Here is a 21,169-nt window from a genome sequence, read left to right as displayed (position 1 = left end):
AGCCCCTGTTATTTATTAAATCCATAACTAAGGGTTTTAAATTTTAATGTATAATCTTACTGAAGTCTTATACCATCTAAACAAAATGTAGATGGATATACCATAGTACCGTCTGGATGAACATAAGAAGAAGACATCTTAAATAATACTTTATCCACTTCCCCAAAGGAAGTTAATTCCACTCTTCTCCAATCGGTGATTGTGTAAACATAATCAGGGTTCTCAGGATCCACGCCTTTTAATAAAGCTAAATAAACATCTAAAGACCCAACGCTAGCGCCATTAAGAAAACCTTCAATAGTAAGTGTTACATCACCAATTGCTAATGCATCATAAGCAGCATCATAGGCTTCTTGGTAAGCTTCATCCTGCTCCTCTTGAGTGCTACTAGGGTTCGCCTGGATATACGCTGCTAACGCTGTATCGCCTGCGGCTTCTCCTGCAGCTCTTTTTTCTAAAACTTGATGACCTTCTAACTTCAACGTATTAAGTGTACCATCAACCCCAGGTAGCGTAAACACCCCTTCCACAGCTTCGTCTGGATTCTCAATATTTGGATTAGATACATTTGCTCCATTTATATCATACATTTGCGTATCTGTATCTAAATCATCAGAATAAATAGAACCATAAAATCTTAAAAGCGCATTGTAACTTGTATTGGCTACTAAAACATGTTCTACAATAGTAGGCGAAGACAATGTAAAATAAGCATTATCATCATTTGTGTTTCCAACTAGATAATTTTCAGTTCTATTGACTTCATCTGTATAAACACTAAAAGCTGTAGTATTTATTGCATCTTGAGTTTCAGCATCTGAAAGTCCACCAGCAGGTTCGAACGTAGGAGACAACTCCCACGGGTAAGATCTAAAATTTTTGTTCGATAAAGCGAATCCGCTATAAGTTCCATCTGTGTTTTTGGATACATTAACGGTTACTTCTGCTCCAGTTTCACTAGCCTCGGCAGTAAACGGCGCATCAGGAATATCATAGGTAAACCTATCTAAAGTAAGCTCATTAAATGTGACATCATTTGGATAAGGAATTTCATTTTCAAACCTATCTGAGCAAGAGTTAAACACAGTTAAACCAATTATGGCTGCTGTGATACTTATATATTTTTGAGTTATTTTCATATTTTCTAAATTAAATTATTCTAAATCTGGGTTTTGAATGATTTCTTTATTTACTAACATCTCTACAGCCGGAATTGGATAACATATTCTGTTAAACTCTATTGAAAAATCTTTCAAACCTTCCATCCATAGTACACCATCTTGATTTTTCATTCGTAAAGACGCGAAAAAAGAACTCCCATTTTCTAGGAATGTTTCTAAGGCATATTCCTGAAATATAAGATCCATTAATTCTCCTTCAGAAGTCGGGTTTAATGTTTCTAACACGGGATGAGTTCGCATAGAACGCATTGTGTTTATTGGCGCAATAGCATCGGCTACGGAAGCTCCTGTTCTAGCTAATAACTCGGCCTTCATAATATATAATTCTGGATATCTAAAAAAGTAGGTGTTATACTTATTATCTTGAGGTTCTGCATTAAGCCCCCAGTATTGTCCAAGTCTACATACTTTTTTCCAAGCATAATACTTATAAGGTGTTGTTGCATTATATGGCCAAGCCATTAAACCCGTAGAAATTGGCCAGCGCCCATCGGCTTTAAACCAATTATCGGCATCATTAACTAATCCTGCAGTAATTTGCTCTTCAGTAGTCCAATCCCATATCAATGTTCCTCTAGTAATTAATGTTGAAAAATAGTAAGACGATGCATTCCAAATATCAGCATTACCATCCTGTTCTAAATACCCTGAGAATAAATTTTCTTGAGAATCCCAAGAATCGGCATACACCTGTTCTAAATCGGATTGCAAAGAAAACCCAGGAATATTAGAGTTTAAAATTTCGTCTACTAAGGCCAAAGCTTCCTCTAATTCGGGTTTATTTCTTCCATCATTAAAACCATGTCTGTAAAGTAAAACTTTAGCTTTAAACACCTTTGCAAACTCTTTAGATACATAACGATTTCCGCGTTCCTCGAAATTAGGTAAGTTTTCAATAGCAAAATCAATGTCTTCCATTATTCTAGCATAAGACTCACCAACACTAAGTCGACCGACTTGAAGATTATCTACCGTAGCCAAATCATCTCGGTATAATATTCCATAAGGACTCTCATCATCAGATTCCCACCAGTGTCCATATTTCCAAAATACGTAAGTACAGGCAAAAGCTTTTAAAAATCTAGCTTCGGCTATTAATTCTGTTTTTCTTTCATCGGTTATCACATCTGACCCTAATTTATTGATACCATTTATAGCGTAATTGGCAGCATTAATAGTTTCGTAGTACCCTAGCCATAGATATTGTTGCGATGGACTATTATTGGTTTGGGTCGTAGTCATATTATAATCACTAGTAGAGAATCTGGCAAGACCACTTCTAGAAGCTAAAGCATAAACTAGCCCCCCTGAATAATTATTACCTTGTACGATATACGGATATATTCCGTTAACAGCGGCTTCCGCCTTAGTTTCATCTGTAATTCCTGTAAGTTCGTTTAACTCGTAACTTGGTGTTATATCTAACTCTTCAGAGCAAGAACTAACCCCCAAAATCAGAGTTACTAACACTAAATAAAATAACTTTTTCATATAAATATGTATATTATAAATTAACTTTTAATCCAAGACTGTAAACCGACGCAGAAGGGTAAGTACTAGTATCCTCGGCAGAAGCTGTACCTACTTGAGATAATCCTGCACCCCCATCTGGTCTAAACCCTGGATATTTTGTGATTGTAAATAAATTAGATGCTCTAAAATTTAAACTAGCCGATTTAAACACTGAATTTTGAAATATTTTCTTAGGTAGATTATAATTCATAGACAAGGCATTTAAACGCAGGTAAGATGCATCGTGTAAGTAAAAATCTGAGAACAAACCATTTCCTCCAATTGCACTACCTAAAATTCTTGGAAATGTAGCCTCTTCTGGACTTAATAGTACCGTACTTGACCCTGCAATATTGACACTACTATTATAATCTCGCATACCATATCTCACAGCATCTCGAGCCGCTGTCCAGTGTCTTAAGTGTCCGTAAGCATATGTAAAGCTAGTCGATATAGTAAAGTTTTTATGTGTGTAATTGAAACCAAAACCACCATAACCTTTAGGTACCGAAGTCCCGATGTTAGTTCGATCTTCGTCTTCGGTAATTAAACCATCTCCGTTTTGATCTACATAAATAATATCGCCTTTTCTTTCTGTATTAATATAGTATGGTTCTTGATTACCGTATGCATCTACACCGTTTCTATAAGCATAAGCATCTTCAGCAGTAGAATAAAATCTACCAGCAGTTTGGTAACCGTACCACTCTCCTATTTCGTCCCCAACATTTAAAATCATACGTTGATCATAACTATAAAATATAAGCTGATCTACATTTCCTGTAATTTTTTCAACGGTCGAACTATTAGTAGCCCAGTTAAAGTTAAAGCTTAATCTGTCATCTTTTGTACGAAGAATATCGGCTTTTAAACTCAGTTCTACACCATTTGCACGCATAGATGCAATATTAGCAGAGGTATATCGCTCGGAGGAACTCCATGGGATATCATTATCGAAAATTAACTTATCACTATGTTTTTTATAAAGCCCTATGGAACCAGAAATACGATCATTAAGTAAGCCAAAATCTAAACCTAAATCAAACATTTTAGTTTGTTCCCACTGTAAGTTAGGGTTCCCTAATGAGCTCGGACTAATTACAGGACTATTGTTATACGTCTCTGCTTGAATTCCTGTAGCCCAATCTGAGTATCCTAAGCCACCGGTAGATCCCGTAATACCAATTGAAGTTCTTAACTTTAAATAAGAAAGATATTTTTTCACGTTTTCAGTTTTCATGAAATCTTCTTCGGTAACCAACCATGCTAAAGCACCAGACGGGAAAGTACCCCATTGTTTACCTGGACCAAATCGAGATGACGCATCTCTACGAATGGTTCCTGAGATAATATAACGATCATCATATTTATAATGTACACGAGCAAATTGACCAATTAAAGCTGATCTACTTTCACTTTCACTTACTTCCGGTACCGATGCATGAGAACCAAAGTTATTAAGGAGCTCATCATCTGCAAAATCTTCGGCATATATAGAATAACTGCGTGTTCCAAATTTTTCTAAACTATACCCTAATAAAGCGGTTACATTATGTTTGTCCCCTATAAGTCTAGAGAAAGTTAAAGTATTATCGAATAAATCACGAGATCTTTTCGAAGACCTCCAACGTCTTTCCCCTAATTCTGTTTGATAGGTTCCTGTATAATTAAAGCTTAAATATTCCGTATCGGCATAAGCATTAGTATAAGACGATTTCCATTTTAAACCTTTTACAATTTCGTACTCCAAAAAGGCTGTTGTATTAAGACTAAAAGACTTCGATGAGTTTTCGTTTAATATGGATGTAAATGGGTTCTCTACATAGTAACTGTAGTATAAAGACCCATCCTCATTATACGGTATTAAATCTGGACGTATTCTATTTACAACTGTTAATAATCCATCTTTATAACTCGCATCACGAGTAGACCCTCTTAAATTGATTCCAAAAGTTAACTTGTCATTAAATTTAGTATCTAATCGTAGGCTTCCGTTATAACCATTATTATATCCAGATTTTACAACGCCTTCATTATCTACAATCCCTAAAGACACATAATAACTCGTGGTTTCCAATCCGCCTCTTACAGATAAATCATGTTTTAAGTTTATAGGATTCTGGGTAATTTCATCTTGCCAATCGGTATCACCACCAAAAAATGCATTAGGAAGCAGTACTAAATCTGAAGCATCAAACTCACTGGTATTTAAATTATAGAAAGCCTGTTGGTCAAAAAACTGATCGGAATCACCAGAAAAACCTTCGGTAAGAATTTGTTCTTTGTAAGCCGCCGTCATATAATTTTCATATTGCGGACCATCAAAATATTCGAACGCATTAAAATCGGTTACCGTATTGGAAACATTTGTAGAAAACTGAATTTGCGGTGCAGTATTTCGTTTTCCTTTTTTGGATGTAATAATAACTACACCATGAGCAGCTCGAGATCCATATACTGCAGTTGCAGAAGCATCTTTTAAGATATCGATACTTTGAATATCATCCATATTTAACTCATTTAACACATTAACTGGATCATAATAAGATCTATACTCACTTGGTTCTTGTGGCACACCATCTATAACCCATAATGGTTGGTTGGTGCCATCTAAAGAAGACATTCCACGTATAACAACACTTACTGGTGATGTTGGTGAAGCCGATTGTATTTGCACATTTACACCTGCTGCTCTACCTTGTAATAACGATTCTACAGTAGTAGCCATTGGGGCGGTTTCAATATCTTCCGATTTAATTCTAGAAATAACACCCGTAGCATCTCTTACCGTAGATGTACCGTATCCAATAACTACGACCTCATCAAGACCAGATAGTTCTGGAACCATTTTCACTTTAATTAAAGCTTTGCTTCCAACTACAATTTCCTGTTTTTTATAGCCTATAAAACTAATAACCAAGATTGGGTTTTCTCCTTTATCCGTCAAATTAATTCTGAAATTACCATCAAAATCAGTTGAAACACCATATCTAGTATTTTTCACAATTACACTTACACCAGGAAGCGGCACTCCATTTTCATCTGTAACACTACCAACCACGAGTTGTTGCGGCGCAATGTATGTATCCTCTTCTGGATTATCTATAACCACTTTATTTTTTATCACAATAGTGTTTTCATTAGAAAACTCATAGGTGAACATACCATTAGACAAAGCAGTCTCCAGCAGTTTATTTGCTTTAATAGTACCCTTCTTTAAACTTACTTTGGGGTAGTTTGTGAACAAATCGGATCGGTAAACAAACCGGTATTCAGTTTGGTCTTTAATAATTTTAAATACTTCGTCGACGGTAACAACTTGATTGTCCTTAATTTTAATTTTTACACTTTGTGAGAACCCATTTTTCGGAGATAAACTAAAGACGGCCATCGAAAATAGAAAAAGAAATGTTTTCATGATGATCGTTAGAAACCTGCTCTTGGACAAGAGAGGTAGATTAGTAATGTTTTTTTTCATAAATTTACATTTTGGTTAATTAATCAAATAATCTAGGGGATATTACTAGCGGTTAGAGGTTAAGTTTTATCCCTTTTTTTTTATTTTATTATTATTTTATTTTCATCAATTTTATAATTTAAGTTATTAGTATTTTTAATAATTTCTAGTATATTTTCTATGTGTTGTTGTTTACTTAAAACACCTGTAAAACCAATTTTCTTTAAATCTTCATTAGCGATAATGATATCTATATCATACCATCGAGATAATACTTTCATAATATCATTCAAAGACCTATTAGTAAAACTAAACTCGCCTTCACGCCAAGAAATTATTTCATTGACATCCACCAAAGAAATTTCAAAATCATTTTTAGATTGAGATAAACGAGATTGCTCTCCGGGCTTTAAGATATTTTTATTAATATTATTACTTACACATACACTTCCTTCCACTAGGGTGGTTAAAATTTCAGTATCATCTTTATAAGCTTTCACATTAAACATGGTTCCCAAAACTTTAATACTTTGTTCGTTGCTTTTTAATATAAAGGCATCTCCGTTATGTTTCTCGCTTTTTGAAACTTCTAGGTAAGCTTCTCCGTATACCAACTCAATTTCTCTAGGATTTCCTTTTATAAAATTGACCGGATATTTTAATTTAGAATCGGAATTTAACCATACTTTACTACCATCTGATAATTCCACAAAAAACTGTCCGCCTCTAGGAATAGTTAAGTAATTATAAACTAGTTTTTCTTCTACTTCTTTTGATTTATTATACACTAAAGATTTACCATCACTCTTTAATTTAGCAGTCTCATAATTGGTATCCTTCTTCAATGCTACATTACTCCCATCTTCTAATGTTAAGGTTGCTTTATTTGTACCTATTTCTATTACCGAAGTTTTTGCTACAGTTTGTTGCTCGTTATTTTGCTGTAATTCATAAGCAAGACCAAAAACAACTAACCCTACTAAACATGCTGCCGCAGCATATTTAAAAATAGCTTTTTTGTAGAATGGAATATATTTAACCGATGGATTTTCTTGAATAGTTTCCAGAATATTAATAAGCATTTTTTGTTTTATCTTATTTTCTGAACCTAAGTCTTCAACCCATTCATGGGTCTCCTGAAAACTTTCGTAATAGTTTACAAGTTTTTTAACTTCTTTAATGGTTATTTTTCCATTAAGGTATTTTTCAATTAATTCTTGAAAATGTTGATTTATATTTTGATTTGGCTTCGACAATTACATTAATATTTTATGTGTACACTAATTAAGTGTCGAAATTAAGTGGCACCCCCTAAAAGAAAATCAATTATTTTTTAATTATTCAAAAAATAATAATACAAAAACAAAAAAACACCTAATATAAATCAATAAAAAAGCATAAACACTAAATAAAATGCAATGCAATAGTATTGTTATTTAGAAAGATAATTTCTTAATTTATATATAAGGCTAAAAACAAAACTTGCCCTAATGAAGTACGAAGCACACGAAGCGCATTTGTAATGTGGTTTTCTACCGTCTTAACAGAAATCCCTAATTGCTCCGCAATTTCTTTATGACTCAATTGTTCGTGCCTACTAAGTTTATAAACTCTTTTGCACTTTTCTGGTAACGTTTCAACAATAAGTTTAACCTGTTGTTTAAGTTCCTTATGCATGGCTTTTGTCTCTGGAGTTGTGTATTGTACACGTCTGTCAATATCTTCTAATAATTCTATTCTAGTTGTTTTTTTTGACCTAAACTCCGCAAAAACTTTATACCTTACACAAGCATACAGGTAACTTTTTAAAGACACTTTAATTACAACTTCTTTACGTTTATTCCAAATATCAATAAACACATCCTGAATTATTTCCTCACAAACCTCCTTATCTTTTAGTAGATTATAAGAAGAAAGAAACAACAATTTCCAATAGTTATTATACATAACTGTTAAGGCCCTTTTATCGTCAGCCTTCAATCCTTGTATAATTTCTTTATCGGAGTTATACATAATTTATTTGAAAATTTCAGAAGAAATAATCATTGGTTATAATTAATTTATAAGTTAAATTTTTAGCAATATATATTAAATTATTAAATATCATTACCTGGCATTTTCAAAAAAACTTAGAGTACTTGCTTTTTTTTACTTTATAAATTCTCAAGACTTATTTTATTAATTTAAATAAAAAAGCCCTCAATTTTTCCATATTTATACCATAAAAAAAACTTTTTTTTTAATACATTACCCAAACTTCAAACTAGTCCCCGCCTCTTTAAACCCTTTATTAATCAGATCTAATTAACTTAATACAAGTTATATCATACCGCTATTTTTTTGTGTCTGAAATTGAAGCAAAAACTAACTTTAACATTTCCCTAACAGGGGTTGAAGCTTTTTAAATCAACCTATTAAGTATTAGCATGTATTTAAATAAATTTTATCAATAACATAAAACTCTGGCTACAAACAAAACATAAAGACAACCAACTCCAGAAATTAATTAACTTAAAAAAAATTGACCATGAAGATTAATTACATAATCTATTTATCCCTCATATTAGGGTTTCAAGCCTGTAACTCATCTAAAAACATTCCAGAAAACGAGGATACATTAAGCAAAACAATACTTGATGAAACAGAAAATAGCTCGGCATTTATAAGAGATGCAACTAACGCGATAAATCAATTAATTCTGGAGGATAAACACACACCTTTTGAAAAAATTAAACACGATAAAATTGAAAATCACGAAGTAAACTCTGGGGTTGATATCATGTACGCTTTGGCCGATAAAAAAACAGGTAATGAAATGTATCATCACCTACAAAAAAGCACATTATACATAGGTATTTCTTATTTATGTGGTAAATGTCCAAACGTACATTTAAGTGCAGCCACAGGTTTTGTAATTCACGAAGATGGTATTGTAGTAACCAATTATCATGTTATAACCCCCCAAGAAGGTCTTCAACATTTTGGGGTTTTTGCAGTGAGCCATGAAGGCGTAGTTTATAACGTCACCGAAGTTTTGTCTTCCAGTAAAGCCAATGATTTAGCTATTCTAAAAATAGATACGCAGGGTGCTAAACTAGATGCGCTACCATTAGCTAAAACCGAACTTGTTGGAGAAGGTGTTTACATGATGGGGCATCCGTTTCAAAATACATTTTTAATGACCAAAGGAATCATTTCTAGAAAATATGAAGGCTCAAAAAAAATTCCTAGAATAACAATTACGGCAGAATTTGGTAATGGTGCTAGTGGAGGCCCAGTAGTTAATGAATACGGACAAGTTATTGGTATAGTAAGCTCTACACGTTCTCACTATACTAACGGCTCTAACCCCAAAAATAAAGGTGATTTACAACTAACCCTAAATATAGTCGTACCCGTTAGCCAACTTAATAAGTATGTTAAACTTATAAAATAAAATATCAAAAACAGTGTCAGTTTTAAAATCTTAGATTAAAACATAATCTGATATTTTTTTATCTATAAATTTTTAAACACCTATGATTTCTTGATAAATTTTTCAGAATAAATCAAATTTTTGTTACCTTTTAACAATTTTGAAATTATAAGTTGATTTATTTCTAAATAATCAAGACGGTTACTTTTTACACGACAATTTTTAGCAGCTCCTTGATTTAATTTAATTACTTGTCCTAGACTTATATATGAAGGTTTTCTATCTCTTATATTGTTATCGGATGCAAATTTTTTGAATTAGTTCGATTTACTAAAAATGAACTTACTGAGAACAGAAATATTTGACAATAAATTAAATATAAAATACTTGATAACTAAACTCTGCAAATACATTCTTTGATATTGCTTCATATTATTTAAAACTAAATAAAATTAAAAGTCACTTCATTATTTGATTAAAAAAGACGTTTACATTAAAAAGATATAATGCGCTCTAAATTCATAACTTGGATGGGGCAATTATATTATTTAAATCAAATTGACTTTAAATAATTTAAAAGAATATTTTATCCATATTCATTCAAACAAAGCCAAATTTTATTTGATTTCATAAAAAAATCAGAGCGGTGCGTAATTCGGTGCGTAATTCGGTGCGTAAAAAACTATGATATGAGCTAAAGCCCTATGAATGCTATAAAAAAATTGATTTGGATAGTTCCTCATTCTCCGCTGATAAAGTTGTCAAAAGACACTTTAAAAGTTAAAACCCTTTAAACACTACGTTTAGAGGTTTTTTTTTGTTTTTAGTATATATTCAAAATACACATTACATATCAAAGTACTGTTACCCTATTGGTTACCCTTCAAAAATTAAATGTTTTAGACTTGGCATTATGTTGCGAGATTTATAGTTACATAAATTAAATTCGAATCATGAAAAAAAAGAAACAGAAATTACAGTCCATCATTTAAGCAAAAGACAATATAATTATATTATGCCCGATGCAATTTTCCCAAAGTTTCTATTCTATTTAGTTTTTTATATTAATAATGCCATCTTACAAAAGCTTCCATGGCTGCATAATGCGATAAACCTAAAACATCATATAAGTCGGCCGTTTCTTTATTTCTATCCTCAGCACGCTGCCAAAACTCTCTACTATCTGTACCTTGAAACACCACACCATCTTTTTGCGATTGATGTTTAAAGATTCCTTTACGCTTCTCCAATACTTGATCTGGCCCCATAGGCACTGCCATTTCTATCTCGTCAATACCCCATTCCTGCCATGCACCTCGGTACAACCATAACCAACAGTCTTTCATAAACTTTTTAGGTTTCAATTCTTTAACAGCCGCAAATACAGCGTCTAAACACACTTTATGCGTACCGTGTGGGTCTGCCAAATCTCCTGCTGCATAAATTTGATGAGGCTTAATCCTATCTATTAAATCCATAGTTATTTTTATATCGGCAACACCTATTGGATTCTTTTTTATGGCTCCGGTTTCATAAAAAGGCATTTCCATAAAATGAATGTTTTCTTCTGGAACACCTACAAAATGACAAGTGGCTCTTGCTTCTCCCTTTCTTATTAAACCTTTTATATATCGAACTTCTTCGGTGTCTATTTCACTAGATTTTTTATTTTTAAGAAAAGCTACGGCTCGTTTATAAATACCTTCAGCTTCTTTACTTTCAATACCAAACCGATTGTTATAGTCGATTACAAAATTGGCAAAACGTAACGCTTCATCGTCAGCAACTGCAATATTTCCTGAAGTTTGATAACCTACATGTACCTCGTGCCCTTGCTCTACCAATCTTTTAAAGGTGCCTCCCATACTTATAATATCATCATCTGGATGCGGACTAAAAATCAGCACGCGCTTTTTAGCTGGCTCTGCACGTTCTGGTCGTTTGCTATCATCAGCATTGGGTTTTCCTCCAGGCCAACCTGTAATCGTGTTCTGTAATTCGTTGAATATTTTAATATTGATGTCGTAGGCAGGTCCTGCATCAGCCAATAAATCACTCATGCCGTTTTCAATATAATCTGCATCAGTTAACATTAAAATGGGCTTTTTCACATGAAGCGCTAAACTTAATACGGCCTTTCTTATAAGTTTGTCCGTCCATTCTATTTTTTCAACTAACCAAGGTGTGTTTATACGCGTTAATTTTGAAGCGGCAGCCTTATCTAATATAAAGGTGGCATTGTTATGCTCTTGTAAATAGGATGCTGGAACTCTACTTGTTACTTCGCCTTCGGTCGAGGCTTTTATAATATTAGATTTTCCTTCGCCCCAAGCTAATAAAATTACGCGTTTAGCTTCCATTATTTTCTTTACACCCAATGTGATAGCAGTTCTTGGGGTGTTATCGAGTCCTGCAAAATCTCCACTAGCTGCTACTCGTGTAATATGATCGAGAGCTACTAATCTGGTTTTCGAATTTTGAAGTGAGCCCGATTCATTAAAACCAATATGACCATTACCACCAATACCTAGAATTTGTAAATCGATACCTCCTAAAGCCTTGATTTTTGCTTCATACTGATCGCAATATTCGGCAATAGCTGCTTTAGGTAATGTGCCATCGGGGATATGATAATTCTCTGGCAATATATCTACATGATTAAACAGTTGCTCTTGCATAAAACGCACATAACTATTTACTGAATCTGGTTCCATAGGATAGTACTCGTCCAAATTGAATGATATCACATTTTTAAAACTCAAGCCTTCCTCTTTGTGTAATCGAACCAATTCGGCATACAGTCCTTTTGGCGAAGAACCTGTTGCTAAGCCTAAAATACAGGGTTGTTTTTGAGCTTGTTTTACTCGTATTAATGCTTCAATTTCTTTAGCTACAGCCACGGATGCTTCACTTGAAGTTTCAAAAACTACGGTGCCAATATTTTCAAATCGTTTTTCGAACCCAGTGGCTTTGTCTATATTACTTTTTAGCATAACTCGTTTAATTTTTTTATGTTTAGTTTTTTTATTTCTTTATACAAGAGCTTCTCTTAAAACGCTTATAGGATGTTTAGATTCTTTATTGGTACCATCTTTAATTTGATGTCTACAACTGGTTCCTGAGGCTACGATAATAACCTCATCACTTGTGTGTCGAATTTTTGGAAATAAAGTATCTTCACCAACTTTCATGCTGATATTATAATGCTCTTTTTCGTAACCAAAAGACCCCGCCATACCACAACATCCTGATGTAATTATAGTAGCCTTATAGTTTTTCGGTATAGTTAGCATTTGGTAAACTGACGTTGTATTACTCAATGCTTTTTGCTGGCAATGCCCATGAATTTTTAAAGTTTTAAAGCCATTTGTAAAACGCTCAGGTTTAATTTTCTTTTTATCAAATTCTCGTTTAATAAACTCTTCAATGGTATAGGTGTTTTTTGCAATTGTTAGTGCAGCTTCTTTATCGCTTGCCAATCTTAAATACTCGTCTCTAAATGTTAAAATCGCTGATGGCTCTATTCCTACTAACGGTATATCTTTTGAAAGCTTGTCTTTAAAAAATTCTATATTAAAATTTGCTATTTTCTTAGCTTTGCCTAAAACTCCTTTTGAGATAAACCCTCTACCACTTTCTTCGTGCTTTGTGATATTTACTTTATAACCTAAATCTGTTAAAAGCTCAATACAGTCAATTCCAATATTAACGTCGTAGTAGTTGGTAAATTCATCTACAAATAGGTATACTTCTCCTTGTGTTTTAGATTTAGAAGAAAGCCTTGTTTTATTTTCTGCATACCAATTAAACAAGGTTTTATGAGCTAACCTTGGAAGGTTTCGTTCTGTAGCTAACCCTAACATTTTTTTTGCAAATTTAGTATTTAAAACTAAATTAGTAACCGCTGGCATAATGCTTCCTAGTTTATTTAACTTAACATTATTTGCAAATACCCTAGTTCTAAAAGACATGCGATTTTCCTTATAGTATTGATATAGAAACTCGGCTTTTAAAGTGGCTACATCAACATTACTAGGACACTCGCTAGCACAAGCTTTACAACTTAAACATAAATCGAAAACCTGATAAAGTTCTTTGTGATTAAACCTATTTTTCTCATCTGAATTAGTCAAAAACTCTCGTAAAGCATTAGCCCTTGCCCTAGTTGTATCTTTTTCATTTAAAGTTGCTCTATAGCTTGGACACATCGTACCGCCTGCACTAGGAAGTTTTCTACAATCGCCCGATCCGTTGCATTTCTCTGTAGCTCTTAAAATCCCTAAACTATCCGAAAAATCTTGAATGGTTTCAATAAAAGGTTCCTTTCTATCCACCTCATACCTAAGACTTTTGTCCATGGGAAACGCATCAACAATTTTTCCTGGATTAAAAACATTCTGAGGATCGAACGTGTTTTTTATACGTTTTATAAGCGCATAGTTTTTTTCACCAATCATTAACGGAATAAACTCTGCTCTTACAATGCCATCTCCATGTTCTCCACTAAAAGACCCGCCATATTTTTTTACTAGTTCTGCCGTTTTAGTTGTAATTTTTCTAAACAGGACCACATCTTGTTGCTTTTTTAAATTCAAGATTGGTCTTAGGTGAAGTTCTCCTGCCCCAGCGTGAGCATAATAAACTGCCTCTTGACCAAAATCTTTCATCATATTAGAAAATTCTGAAATATAATTCGGCAAATCATTTACATCAACAGCAGTATCTTCAATACAGGCAACAGCCTTTTTATCACCAACAATATTTCCTAATAAACCTAAACCTGCTTTTCTTAATTCAACCGCATGATTTATTTGAGACCCTACCAATTTAGGATAAGCATACCCCAGCTTATTTATTTCTAAATCTGCAATTAACAGGTTCGCTAATGCATTTGACTCTTCTGCACTATTGGTGCAAATCTCGAGCATTAATATGGCTTTGGGATCGCCAGTAACAAAAAACCTGTTTTTTAGTTGTTCTCTGTTGTTTTTAGTACAGTCTAAAATGGTTTTATCCATTAGCTCGCAGGTGTACAAATTGTGTTGCATGGCTACAACGACCGCCTTCATACTTGCTTCTATACTATTAAAATGGGCCGCTACTAAAATATTCTCTGAAGGAGGTAATTCATCTAATTGTAACGTGATTTCTGTTGTAAATGCTAGAGTCCCCTCGCTACCTGTTAAAAGTTTTGCTAAATTTATAGTTTTACTTGAGCCTCCAAACTTTTCAAATCCCAACAACTCATCAATAGGGTAGCCATTATTTCTGCGGTGGATGTTATTTTTAGGAAACTCTCTTATAATTTCGTCTTGGTGTTCTTGATTAGCTAATTCGTTATAAACAGCGTTATAAATTTTATTTTCTAATAAATTTCCTTGCCTTTTATCCTGAAAACCTTCTACAGATAATTCATTAAAAACCGCTGTAGAGCCATCGCTTAAAATTGTTTTTAATTCAACCACTTTATCACGAGTAACCCCATATTTAATGGAGGTTGTCCCTGATGAATTATTACCAACCATGCCGCCTATAGTACACCTATTACTGGTAGAAGTATTAGGTGCAAAAAACAGCCCATAAGGTTTTAAAAAATTATTTAACTCATCTCTTATTACTCCTGGTTGAACTGTAACTGTTTTATAGTTTTCATCAAAATTTAAAATGTTTGTGAAATGTTTAGAAATATCGACCACCAGTCCATCACCTACACATTGACCTGCCAAAGAAGTACCTGCCGCTCTAGGTATAAGGCTTATATTATTTTTTGAGGCAAAATGAATTAGCGTCTTTAAATCCTGACTGTGTTTTGGGTAAACGACACCTAAAGGTGTTTTTCTATAAACGGAAGCATCTGTGGCATAAATACTTTTATGTAAATTATCATAAAAAACCTTACCCTCTAAAATACGAGACAGTTCATTTAAAGTCTGTTTTATAGTAGTTTTCATCTGCTGCAGCGATTATTATCTATTTAATTAGATTTTAAAATTTTAAAAGATTCTTGTAGCCCCAATTCACTTTTAATTTTTAGAATATACATACCGTGTTCCAGATTACTTATATTAACATATTCCTGAGTAGGCTCAATTGTCATTATTAATTGTCCCATAACGTTATAGAGTTCTATGGTTTTTAATTTTTCATTAGCTATAGACGATATGGTAATCTCATCTTTAGCTGGATTTGGAAATACTTTAACCATGTTATTAACACCAACCTCGTCTAGAGATGCTGTAGCTCCAAACTTTGTATTTATTAAGTCCCACAACTCAGGGCGACCACCATCATAGTTTAAAGCCCACATACCTACACCACCTAGGTTATTAGTTATAGCTAAATCGAACTTTTTTGAAATACTTGCTTCATTATCGGCCCACACTTGATTCCAATTGGCCCCATCATACCATACATACCATGGCGACTGAAAATCTGAATTCCAAATAAAACCACCATGTGCAGCCGCCTCTGTTGCTGTATCTCTATATCTGGTAGAGCCTTCCGATGATATGGTTGAGGATTCTGAAAGGTTAGTATCGGTTTTCCAATGTTGCCCATAATATGGCACTGCTAAGATTAATTTCTCTGGATTATTGGCTGTAGGCACAGCATAGGTACCTGTTTCAATTGTTCTTGTTACAAACCGTTTCCACGAGGTATGATGTGTTAATGGAGCTACAGGACCAGAGTAACCATCGCTGGCTCCTGTATAATCATATGCCATGACAATTAAATAATCAACACTATCTACCAAATCATCCATTATCCAACCACCCCAATTAACTGCTGGTCCATCAATAGAAACTTCTTTTCCTGGTAGTTCTGTGTGTATGTAGGTGGTTAAATTAGCCATAAAAGTATTTAATTCAGCTCCTCTATGAGCGCTTGTTAGTCCTTCAAAATCTATATTTACACCATCTAAACTATAAGTTTCAATTAAATTTTTAACGTTTTCAAAGAAGGTGTTTTGCTTAGCTGTGTTAGTAAACAACTCCCATGCTACAGCATCAGCATTATCGGCACCTCCAAAGTTTACAACCGTCATAACAACCTTGGTTCCTACGCTATGTGCTGCATTTATTTCGGTTGTCCAAGGCCATCCTGCTGGCGGGGTTATTGAGGCATCTAACTGAACTAAAAAATCAAAGCAAGCTAAATGCGTAAGCAACTCATATTGTATGTTATTGTGCGCACTACTACTTTGCTCCCAATAAGGCAAAAACCCAAAGACTATTTTATTTAATGTATTTGTTTGGACTTGATTTAATGCTATAATGGATTGCTCCCTTGTTTTCAAGCTTTTATTACTTTTCACTTGCTTTCCATAGCTCTCTTTTTGTAACTCGTGTGCCCCTTTTCTATATAATTCTTGAGATATAAGGATATTGGAAAAAAGAAATATTAAAACTACTAATACTGAATAATGAAATGTTTTTTTCATAATAAAATAATTTAATTACTTAGATACCATAATTAACAGGGTAATCACTATTTATTGACGCTGGTAATTTACCCATAGCTTGTTTTTCACCTAAAACCATTTGTGCCGATATTTTTTGCGTTAACTCTGAATTTTCAAATGAAACAAGAACGCCTTCAATATTTTCGAAAGCTATATTCTTTAATGAATACTGACTGGCAAACACATTTAAAATCACCGTTTTTTCTTTAGCTATAGTTTCTATAATGGCTTGGTCTTGTTTTGATATAGCTTTTGTTAATCGGCTATTAGACTGATGATACCCAATGATTACCTTATCATATTTTCTTAACTCATTTAACAGTTTTTCTTGAGGCACACCAGTAACATCTTGAATTTGCATTCCTGATTGTAACGCTCCTAAAAAGACATGATAGGTTCCTTCCCCTAACTTAACGTAAGCTATTTTTTCGTTTTTAGCTTTTCTTATAGGTAAAACATGATTGCTATTTTTTAACATTGTAATAGCATTACTAAAAGCTTTTTCATTTAAAAGCGTATTTGAGTTATCATTTAAATCTTCAACAATATTAGTGATGTTAATAGGCTTAAATTTATTGAGATTAGTATCGTATTTAGCTCCAAGAATTTTTTTTACAGAATGTGCTAATCTTTCTGCTGTAATGTCCTTGTTATTATATGCTTCTAAAATTTTTGATATAGCTTTTGGTGCATTTTCTGTAAATAGCAAAACATCATTACCTGCTTTAAAAGCTGCTAAATCGATATCTCCTGGATCTTTATAATTAGCAGCACCTTTCATATTTAAAGCATCTGTAAAAATTAACCCCTTGTAATTAAGTTTCTCTTTTAAAATATCTGTAACAATAGTATAAGATAAAGAAGACGGCACTCCCGCTAAAGGCTCTAAACTTGGTACGTTTAAATGCGCTACCATAACACCTGCTACATTTTTTTTAAACAACTTTTTAAAAGGATATAATTCTACCGAGTCTATGCGTTGCGTACTAAAAGACACTGTTGGTAATATTTTATGCGAATCTTGATCCGTATCTCCATGTCCTGGAAAATGTTTAGCACAAGCCATAACCCCTTCACTTTGCATACCTTGGGTAAAGGCTATTGCTTTATTAGCTACGTTCTCTTTATCTTCTCCAAAAGACCGAACTCCTATAATTGGATTCTTTGGATTTGTATTGATGTCCACTACAGGCGCAAAGTTTATGTGTATCCCTAAACGCTTACAATGCTTACCTATTTGGGTACCTATTCTATAAATTAAACTGTCATTTTTAATAGCGCCTAGCGTCATATTATATGGAAATCTAGACGTACTATCTAGTCTCATATTTAAACCCCATTCGCCATCAATACCAATTAATAATGGCACCTTAGATAGAGATTGGTATGTGTTTGTTAACTTAGCTTGACGCACAGGCCCTCCTTGAAAAAATATTAAACCACCAATTCCATGACTTTTTATTAGTTTTTGAATGGAATCTGTATGCTTTTTATCTCTATTGGAATAGGTTGCAACCATAAATAATTGAGCCACCTTTTCTTTGGTACTCAAACTACTATACACACTATCTACCCAGTGTTCTTTGGCATCATAAATATTATTATTGTTTTTTTTGCTGGGACTATTGCAACTAATTCCTACGAGCAAAAAAGCGAGAACACCAACTATTAAAACCTTCTTCATGACTTAATTAAATTATATTTCTACTACTTATGTGCTTCTATAACTTTTCTAACATTTTTATGTTTGAAAAGTAAACTATTAGCAGTTTCTTCATCCACACCTAATTCTGCCATTATCATCCTTACCCCTCTATTTACTAATTTTTTATTAGAGAGTTGCATGTCTACCATTTTGTTTCCCTTTACTCTTCCTAACTTTATCATAACGGTAGTAGATATCATATTTAAAGTTAGTTTTTGAGCAGTTCCTGCTTTCATTCTTGTACTGCCTGTAACAAACTCAGGTCCTACAATTAGCTCAATAGGATAATCTACTTCTGCAGATAACGGAGCGCTTTCATTACAGGTTATGCAACCTGTAACGATATTGTTTTCTCTACAGGATTTTACACCACCAATAACGTATGGTGTGGTACCAGAGGCAGCAATACCTATAAGCACATCGTTTTCATTAATGTTATGTTTCTGCAAGTCTGCCCAAGCTAGTGTGGTATCGTCTTCAGCATTTTCTACAGCTTTTCTAAGGGCTACATCGCCTCCAGCAATCAAGCCTATTACTAAACCATCACTAACCCCATAGGTTGGCGGGCATTCAGAAGCATCAAGAACCCCTAATCTACCGCTAGTTCCTGCCCCTATATAAAACAATCTACCACCATTACTCATTTTTTGGTGAATAACATCTATTAATTTTTCTATGGAAGGAATAGCCCGTTCAATAGCTAGTGGCACTGTTTTATCTTCGGCATTCATATTTGATAATAAATCAAATGTGCTCATTTTTTCTAAATTATTGTAAACTGAAGATTGCTCAGTCGTAAGTTTATTTTTCATTTTTAACATCTTTTTTTATTTCTACAATACACACTTGTCTAGGTTTGAGTGTCAAATCTAGCTGTAGGCTTCCTTCACTATAATCTGTTAATTTTTTTTTACCCTTATCATCTATAATACTTTTTCATCTTATTTTTAATTAAGATTAACTATGCATTACTCTTCATGCCTTTTTTTTTAAAATAATCAGGCAGATTACCGTTAAAAATCCATTCACAAATATGTTCATAAACCCGAAATCAAAATTTAACCAAAGAATAAAGTAGTAGTTTAAAGCATAGGTTAACAACGGCATAAGTATGCATATAAAAGGCACCGCCTTATCGTTAATTTCTATCTTAGTAAAAATTCCGAACATATACAGCCCTAATAGTGGTCCATATGTATAACCTGCCACCTTAAAAATGGTAGAAATCACGTCCCCCTTACTTTGAGAAAAAGCCATTATAATGGTAAAAACAACTACCGAAAACCCAAACAAAACGTAATTTTTTAATCGCTTTTTTTGCTTAGGATTTTTATGCTGTATATCTAAAAAATCATGCGTAAACGAGGTTGTTAAGGCCGTTAAAGCAGAATCTGCACTAGAAAACGAAGCTGCAGTTATTCCTAAAATAAAACTTACGCTAGCAAGGGTACCGAAATGATTTAGAGAAAGCATAGGGAACAAATTATCTGTATTAACAAACTTCCCATTTTCAAGTATTAAGTCAATCCCAAATTTTTCAGCATATAAATACAGCATAACTCCTAATCCTAAAAACAAGAATTGAGTAACCGCTAAAATTAAACTGAATGATAGAATGTTTCTTTGTGCTTCTTTTTTATTCTTACAAGTTAACGTTTTCTGCATCATGTTTTGATCCAAACCAACCATGGCAATAGCAATTAATATACCTGAAATAAATTGCTTAAAAAAGTTACTTCCCGATTGAATATCCCAATCAAAAACCTTAAAATAATCATGATTAACCACAGAAGTAATCGTTTCAGAAAAGCTTAACTCTAATGAATTTTTAATAACATAAATAGAGACTATTGCTGCGAGTATCAAGAAAAAAGTTTGAAGAGTATCCGTCCACACAATAGTTTTTATACCAGATTTATTTGTATAAAACCATATTAACACCAATATTAAAATAACGGTGACAGAAAAGGGCACATTAAAGGCGTCAAACACGGCATATTGCAATATTTTGGCAGCCAGTAACAAGCGTAATGCAGCACCAAATGATTGAGATATTAAAAAAAACAGCGAGCCCGTTTTATAGGTATTAACTCCAAAACGCGATTTTAAATAAGTATATATGGAAACCAGTTTTAGATCAAAATAAATTGGCAACAATACATAGGTTATAAAAACATAGCCTACCACATTACCTAAAACAAACTGTAAATAATAAAAATAATTATTACCTACCATGCCTGGAATTGACACAAAGGTAACTCCAGATAACACCGCACCAATCATTCCAAAGGCAACTACTTGCCAAGGTGATTTTCTGTCGCCTGTATAAAAAGATTCGTCACTTGTGTTTTTTGAAACTATGTACGAGATTAACATTAACAGCCCAAAATACGACGCAATGATTATTAAAATAAATGTGGCTCCCATGTGTGTATAA

General features: G+C 33.4%; 12 protein-coding genes. 1 reads left to right on the top strand and 11 read right to left on the bottom strand.

All coding sequences use genetic code 11. The annotated features are described in order from the left end of the window. Nucleotides 1-56: 56 nt before the first annotated feature. The 5 genes from ABJM36_RS08640 to ABJM36_RS08620 all read right to left on the bottom strand — a co-directional run bounded on the left by ABJM36_RS08640 (nucleotide 57) and on the right by ABJM36_RS08620 (nucleotide 8,163). Nucleotides 57-1,139: a DUF4465 domain-containing protein gene (locus ABJM36_RS08640; RefSeq protein WP_348451058.1), complete on the bottom strand. Its 1,083-nt coding sequence runs from the start codon at nucleotides 1,137-1,139 to the stop codon at nucleotides 57-59. Between the two features lie 15 nt (nucleotides 1,140-1,154). Continuing rightward, nucleotides 1,155-2,672, bottom strand: a complete 1,518-nt coding sequence (locus tag ABJM36_RS08635; RefSeq protein WP_348451057.1) for a RagB/SusD family nutrient uptake outer membrane protein — start codon at nucleotides 2,670-2,672, stop codon at nucleotides 1,155-1,157. A gap of 13 nt (nucleotides 2,673-2,685) precedes the next feature. Beyond that, nucleotides 2,686-6,111 (bottom strand): SusC/RagA family TonB-linked outer membrane protein, encoded by a 3,426-nt coding sequence (locus ABJM36_RS08630; protein WP_348451056.1) that lies wholly within the window; start codon nucleotides 6,109-6,111, stop codon nucleotides 2,686-2,688. 140 nt (nucleotides 6,112-6,251) lie between these two features. Further along, on the bottom strand, nucleotides 6,252-7,406 hold the full coding sequence (locus ABJM36_RS08625) for a FecR family protein (protein WP_348451055.1): 1,155 nt from the start codon (nucleotides 7,404-7,406) through the stop codon (nucleotides 6,252-6,254). Nucleotides 7,407-7,602: 196 nt separating this feature from the next. Further along, nucleotides 7,603-8,163, bottom strand: a complete 561-nt coding sequence (locus ABJM36_RS08620) for an RNA polymerase sigma-70 factor (protein WP_348451054.1) — start codon at nucleotides 8,161-8,163, stop codon at nucleotides 7,603-7,605. Between the two features lie 514 nt (nucleotides 8,164-8,677). On the opposite strand from ABJM36_RS08620, the gene ABJM36_RS08615 reads away from it, so the two are divergent. Then, on the top strand, nucleotides 8,678-9,586 hold the full coding sequence (locus tag ABJM36_RS08615; protein ID WP_348451053.1) for a serine protease: 909 nt from the start codon (nucleotides 8,678-8,680) through the stop codon (nucleotides 9,584-9,586). A gap of 1,043 nt (nucleotides 9,587-10,629) precedes the next feature. Here the strand turns inward: ABJM36_RS08615 and nagB are convergent. The 6 genes from nagB to ABJM36_RS08585 all read right to left on the bottom strand — a co-directional run bounded on the left by nagB (nucleotide 10,630) and on the right by ABJM36_RS08585 (nucleotide 21,159). Further along, complete coding sequence (gene nagB / locus ABJM36_RS08610) at nucleotides 10,630-12,570, bottom strand: glucosamine-6-phosphate deaminase (protein ID WP_348451133.1); 1,941 nt, start codon at nucleotides 12,568-12,570, stop codon at nucleotides 10,630-10,632. 27 nt (nucleotides 12,571-12,597) lie between these two features. Next, nucleotides 12,598-15,516 (bottom strand): FAD-linked oxidase C-terminal domain-containing protein, encoded by a 2,919-nt coding sequence (locus ABJM36_RS08605; protein WP_348451052.1) that lies wholly within the window; start codon nucleotides 15,514-15,516, stop codon nucleotides 12,598-12,600. Between the two features lie 23 nt (nucleotides 15,517-15,539). Continuing rightward, nucleotides 15,540-17,006 carry a glycosyl hydrolase family 18 protein gene (locus ABJM36_RS08600; RefSeq protein ID WP_348451051.1) on the bottom strand — a complete coding sequence of 489 codons (1,467 nt, stop codon included), beginning with the start codon at nucleotides 17,004-17,006 and terminating at the stop codon, nucleotides 15,540-15,542. 19 nt (nucleotides 17,007-17,025) lie between these two features. Then, the gene (locus ABJM36_RS08595) at nucleotides 17,026-18,711 is read right to left on the bottom strand and encodes a glycoside hydrolase family 3 protein (RefSeq protein ID WP_348451050.1); all 1,686 of its coding nucleotides are present in this window, start codon (nucleotides 18,709-18,711) and stop codon (nucleotides 17,026-17,028) included. A gap of 23 nt (nucleotides 18,712-18,734) precedes the next feature. After that, entirely contained in the window at nucleotides 18,735-19,544 is an 810-nt protein-coding gene (murQ, locus tag ABJM36_RS08590; protein ID WP_348451049.1) for an N-acetylmuramic acid 6-phosphate etherase, read from the bottom strand. A gap of 163 nt (nucleotides 19,545-19,707) precedes the next feature. Then, nucleotides 19,708-21,159: a sodium:solute symporter gene (locus ABJM36_RS08585; protein ID WP_348451048.1), complete on the bottom strand. Its 1,452-nt coding sequence runs from the start codon at nucleotides 21,157-21,159 to the stop codon at nucleotides 19,708-19,710. Nucleotides 21,160-21,169: the final 10 nt, after the last annotated feature.

This window comes from Algibacter sp., from assembly GCF_039977455.1.
GTDB lineage: Bacteria > Bacteroidota > Bacteroidia > Flavobacteriales > Flavobacteriaceae > Algibacter_B.
The sequence above is the reverse complement of the archived record's forward strand: the minus strand, read 5'-3'. Positions and strand labels throughout refer to the sequence as shown.

Excerpts from the sequence above, each read along its gene's own strand:
- ABJM36_RS08640 (WP_348451058.1), bottom strand. The coding sequence starts at position 1,139 with ATGAAAATAACTCAAAAATATATAAGTATCACAGCAGCCATAATTGGT.
- ABJM36_RS08635 (WP_348451057.1), bottom strand. The coding sequence starts at position 2,672 with ATGAAAAAGTTATTTTATTTAGTGTTAGTAACTCTGATTTTGGGGGTT.
- ABJM36_RS08630 (WP_348451056.1), bottom strand. The coding sequence starts at position 6,111 with ATGAAAACATTTCTTTTTCTATTTTCGATGGCCGTCTTTAGTTTATCT.
- ABJM36_RS08620 (WP_348451054.1), bottom strand. The coding sequence starts at position 8,163 with ATGTATAACTCCGATAAAGAAATTATACAAGGATTGAAGGCTGACGAT.
- ABJM36_RS08615 (WP_348451053.1), top strand. The coding sequence starts at position 8,678 with ATGAAGATTAATTACATAATCTATTTATCCCTCATATTAGGGTTTCAA.
- ABJM36_RS08605 (WP_348451052.1), bottom strand. The coding sequence starts at position 15,516 with ATGAAAACTACTATAAAACAGACTTTAAATGAACTGTCTCGTATTTTA.
- ABJM36_RS08600 (WP_348451051.1), bottom strand. The coding sequence starts at position 17,006 with ATGAAAAAAACATTTCATTATTCAGTATTAGTAGTTTTAATATTTCTT.
- ABJM36_RS08595 (WP_348451050.1), bottom strand. The coding sequence starts at position 18,711 with ATGAAGAAGGTTTTAATAGTTGGTGTTCTCGCTTTTTTGCTCGTAGGA.
- murQ (WP_348451049.1), bottom strand. The coding sequence starts at position 19,544 with ATGAAAAATAAACTTACGACTGAGCAATCTTCAGTTTACAATAATTTA.
- ABJM36_RS08585 (WP_348451048.1), bottom strand. The coding sequence starts at position 21,159 with ATGGGAGCCACATTTATTTTAATAATCATTGCGTCGTATTTTGGGCTG.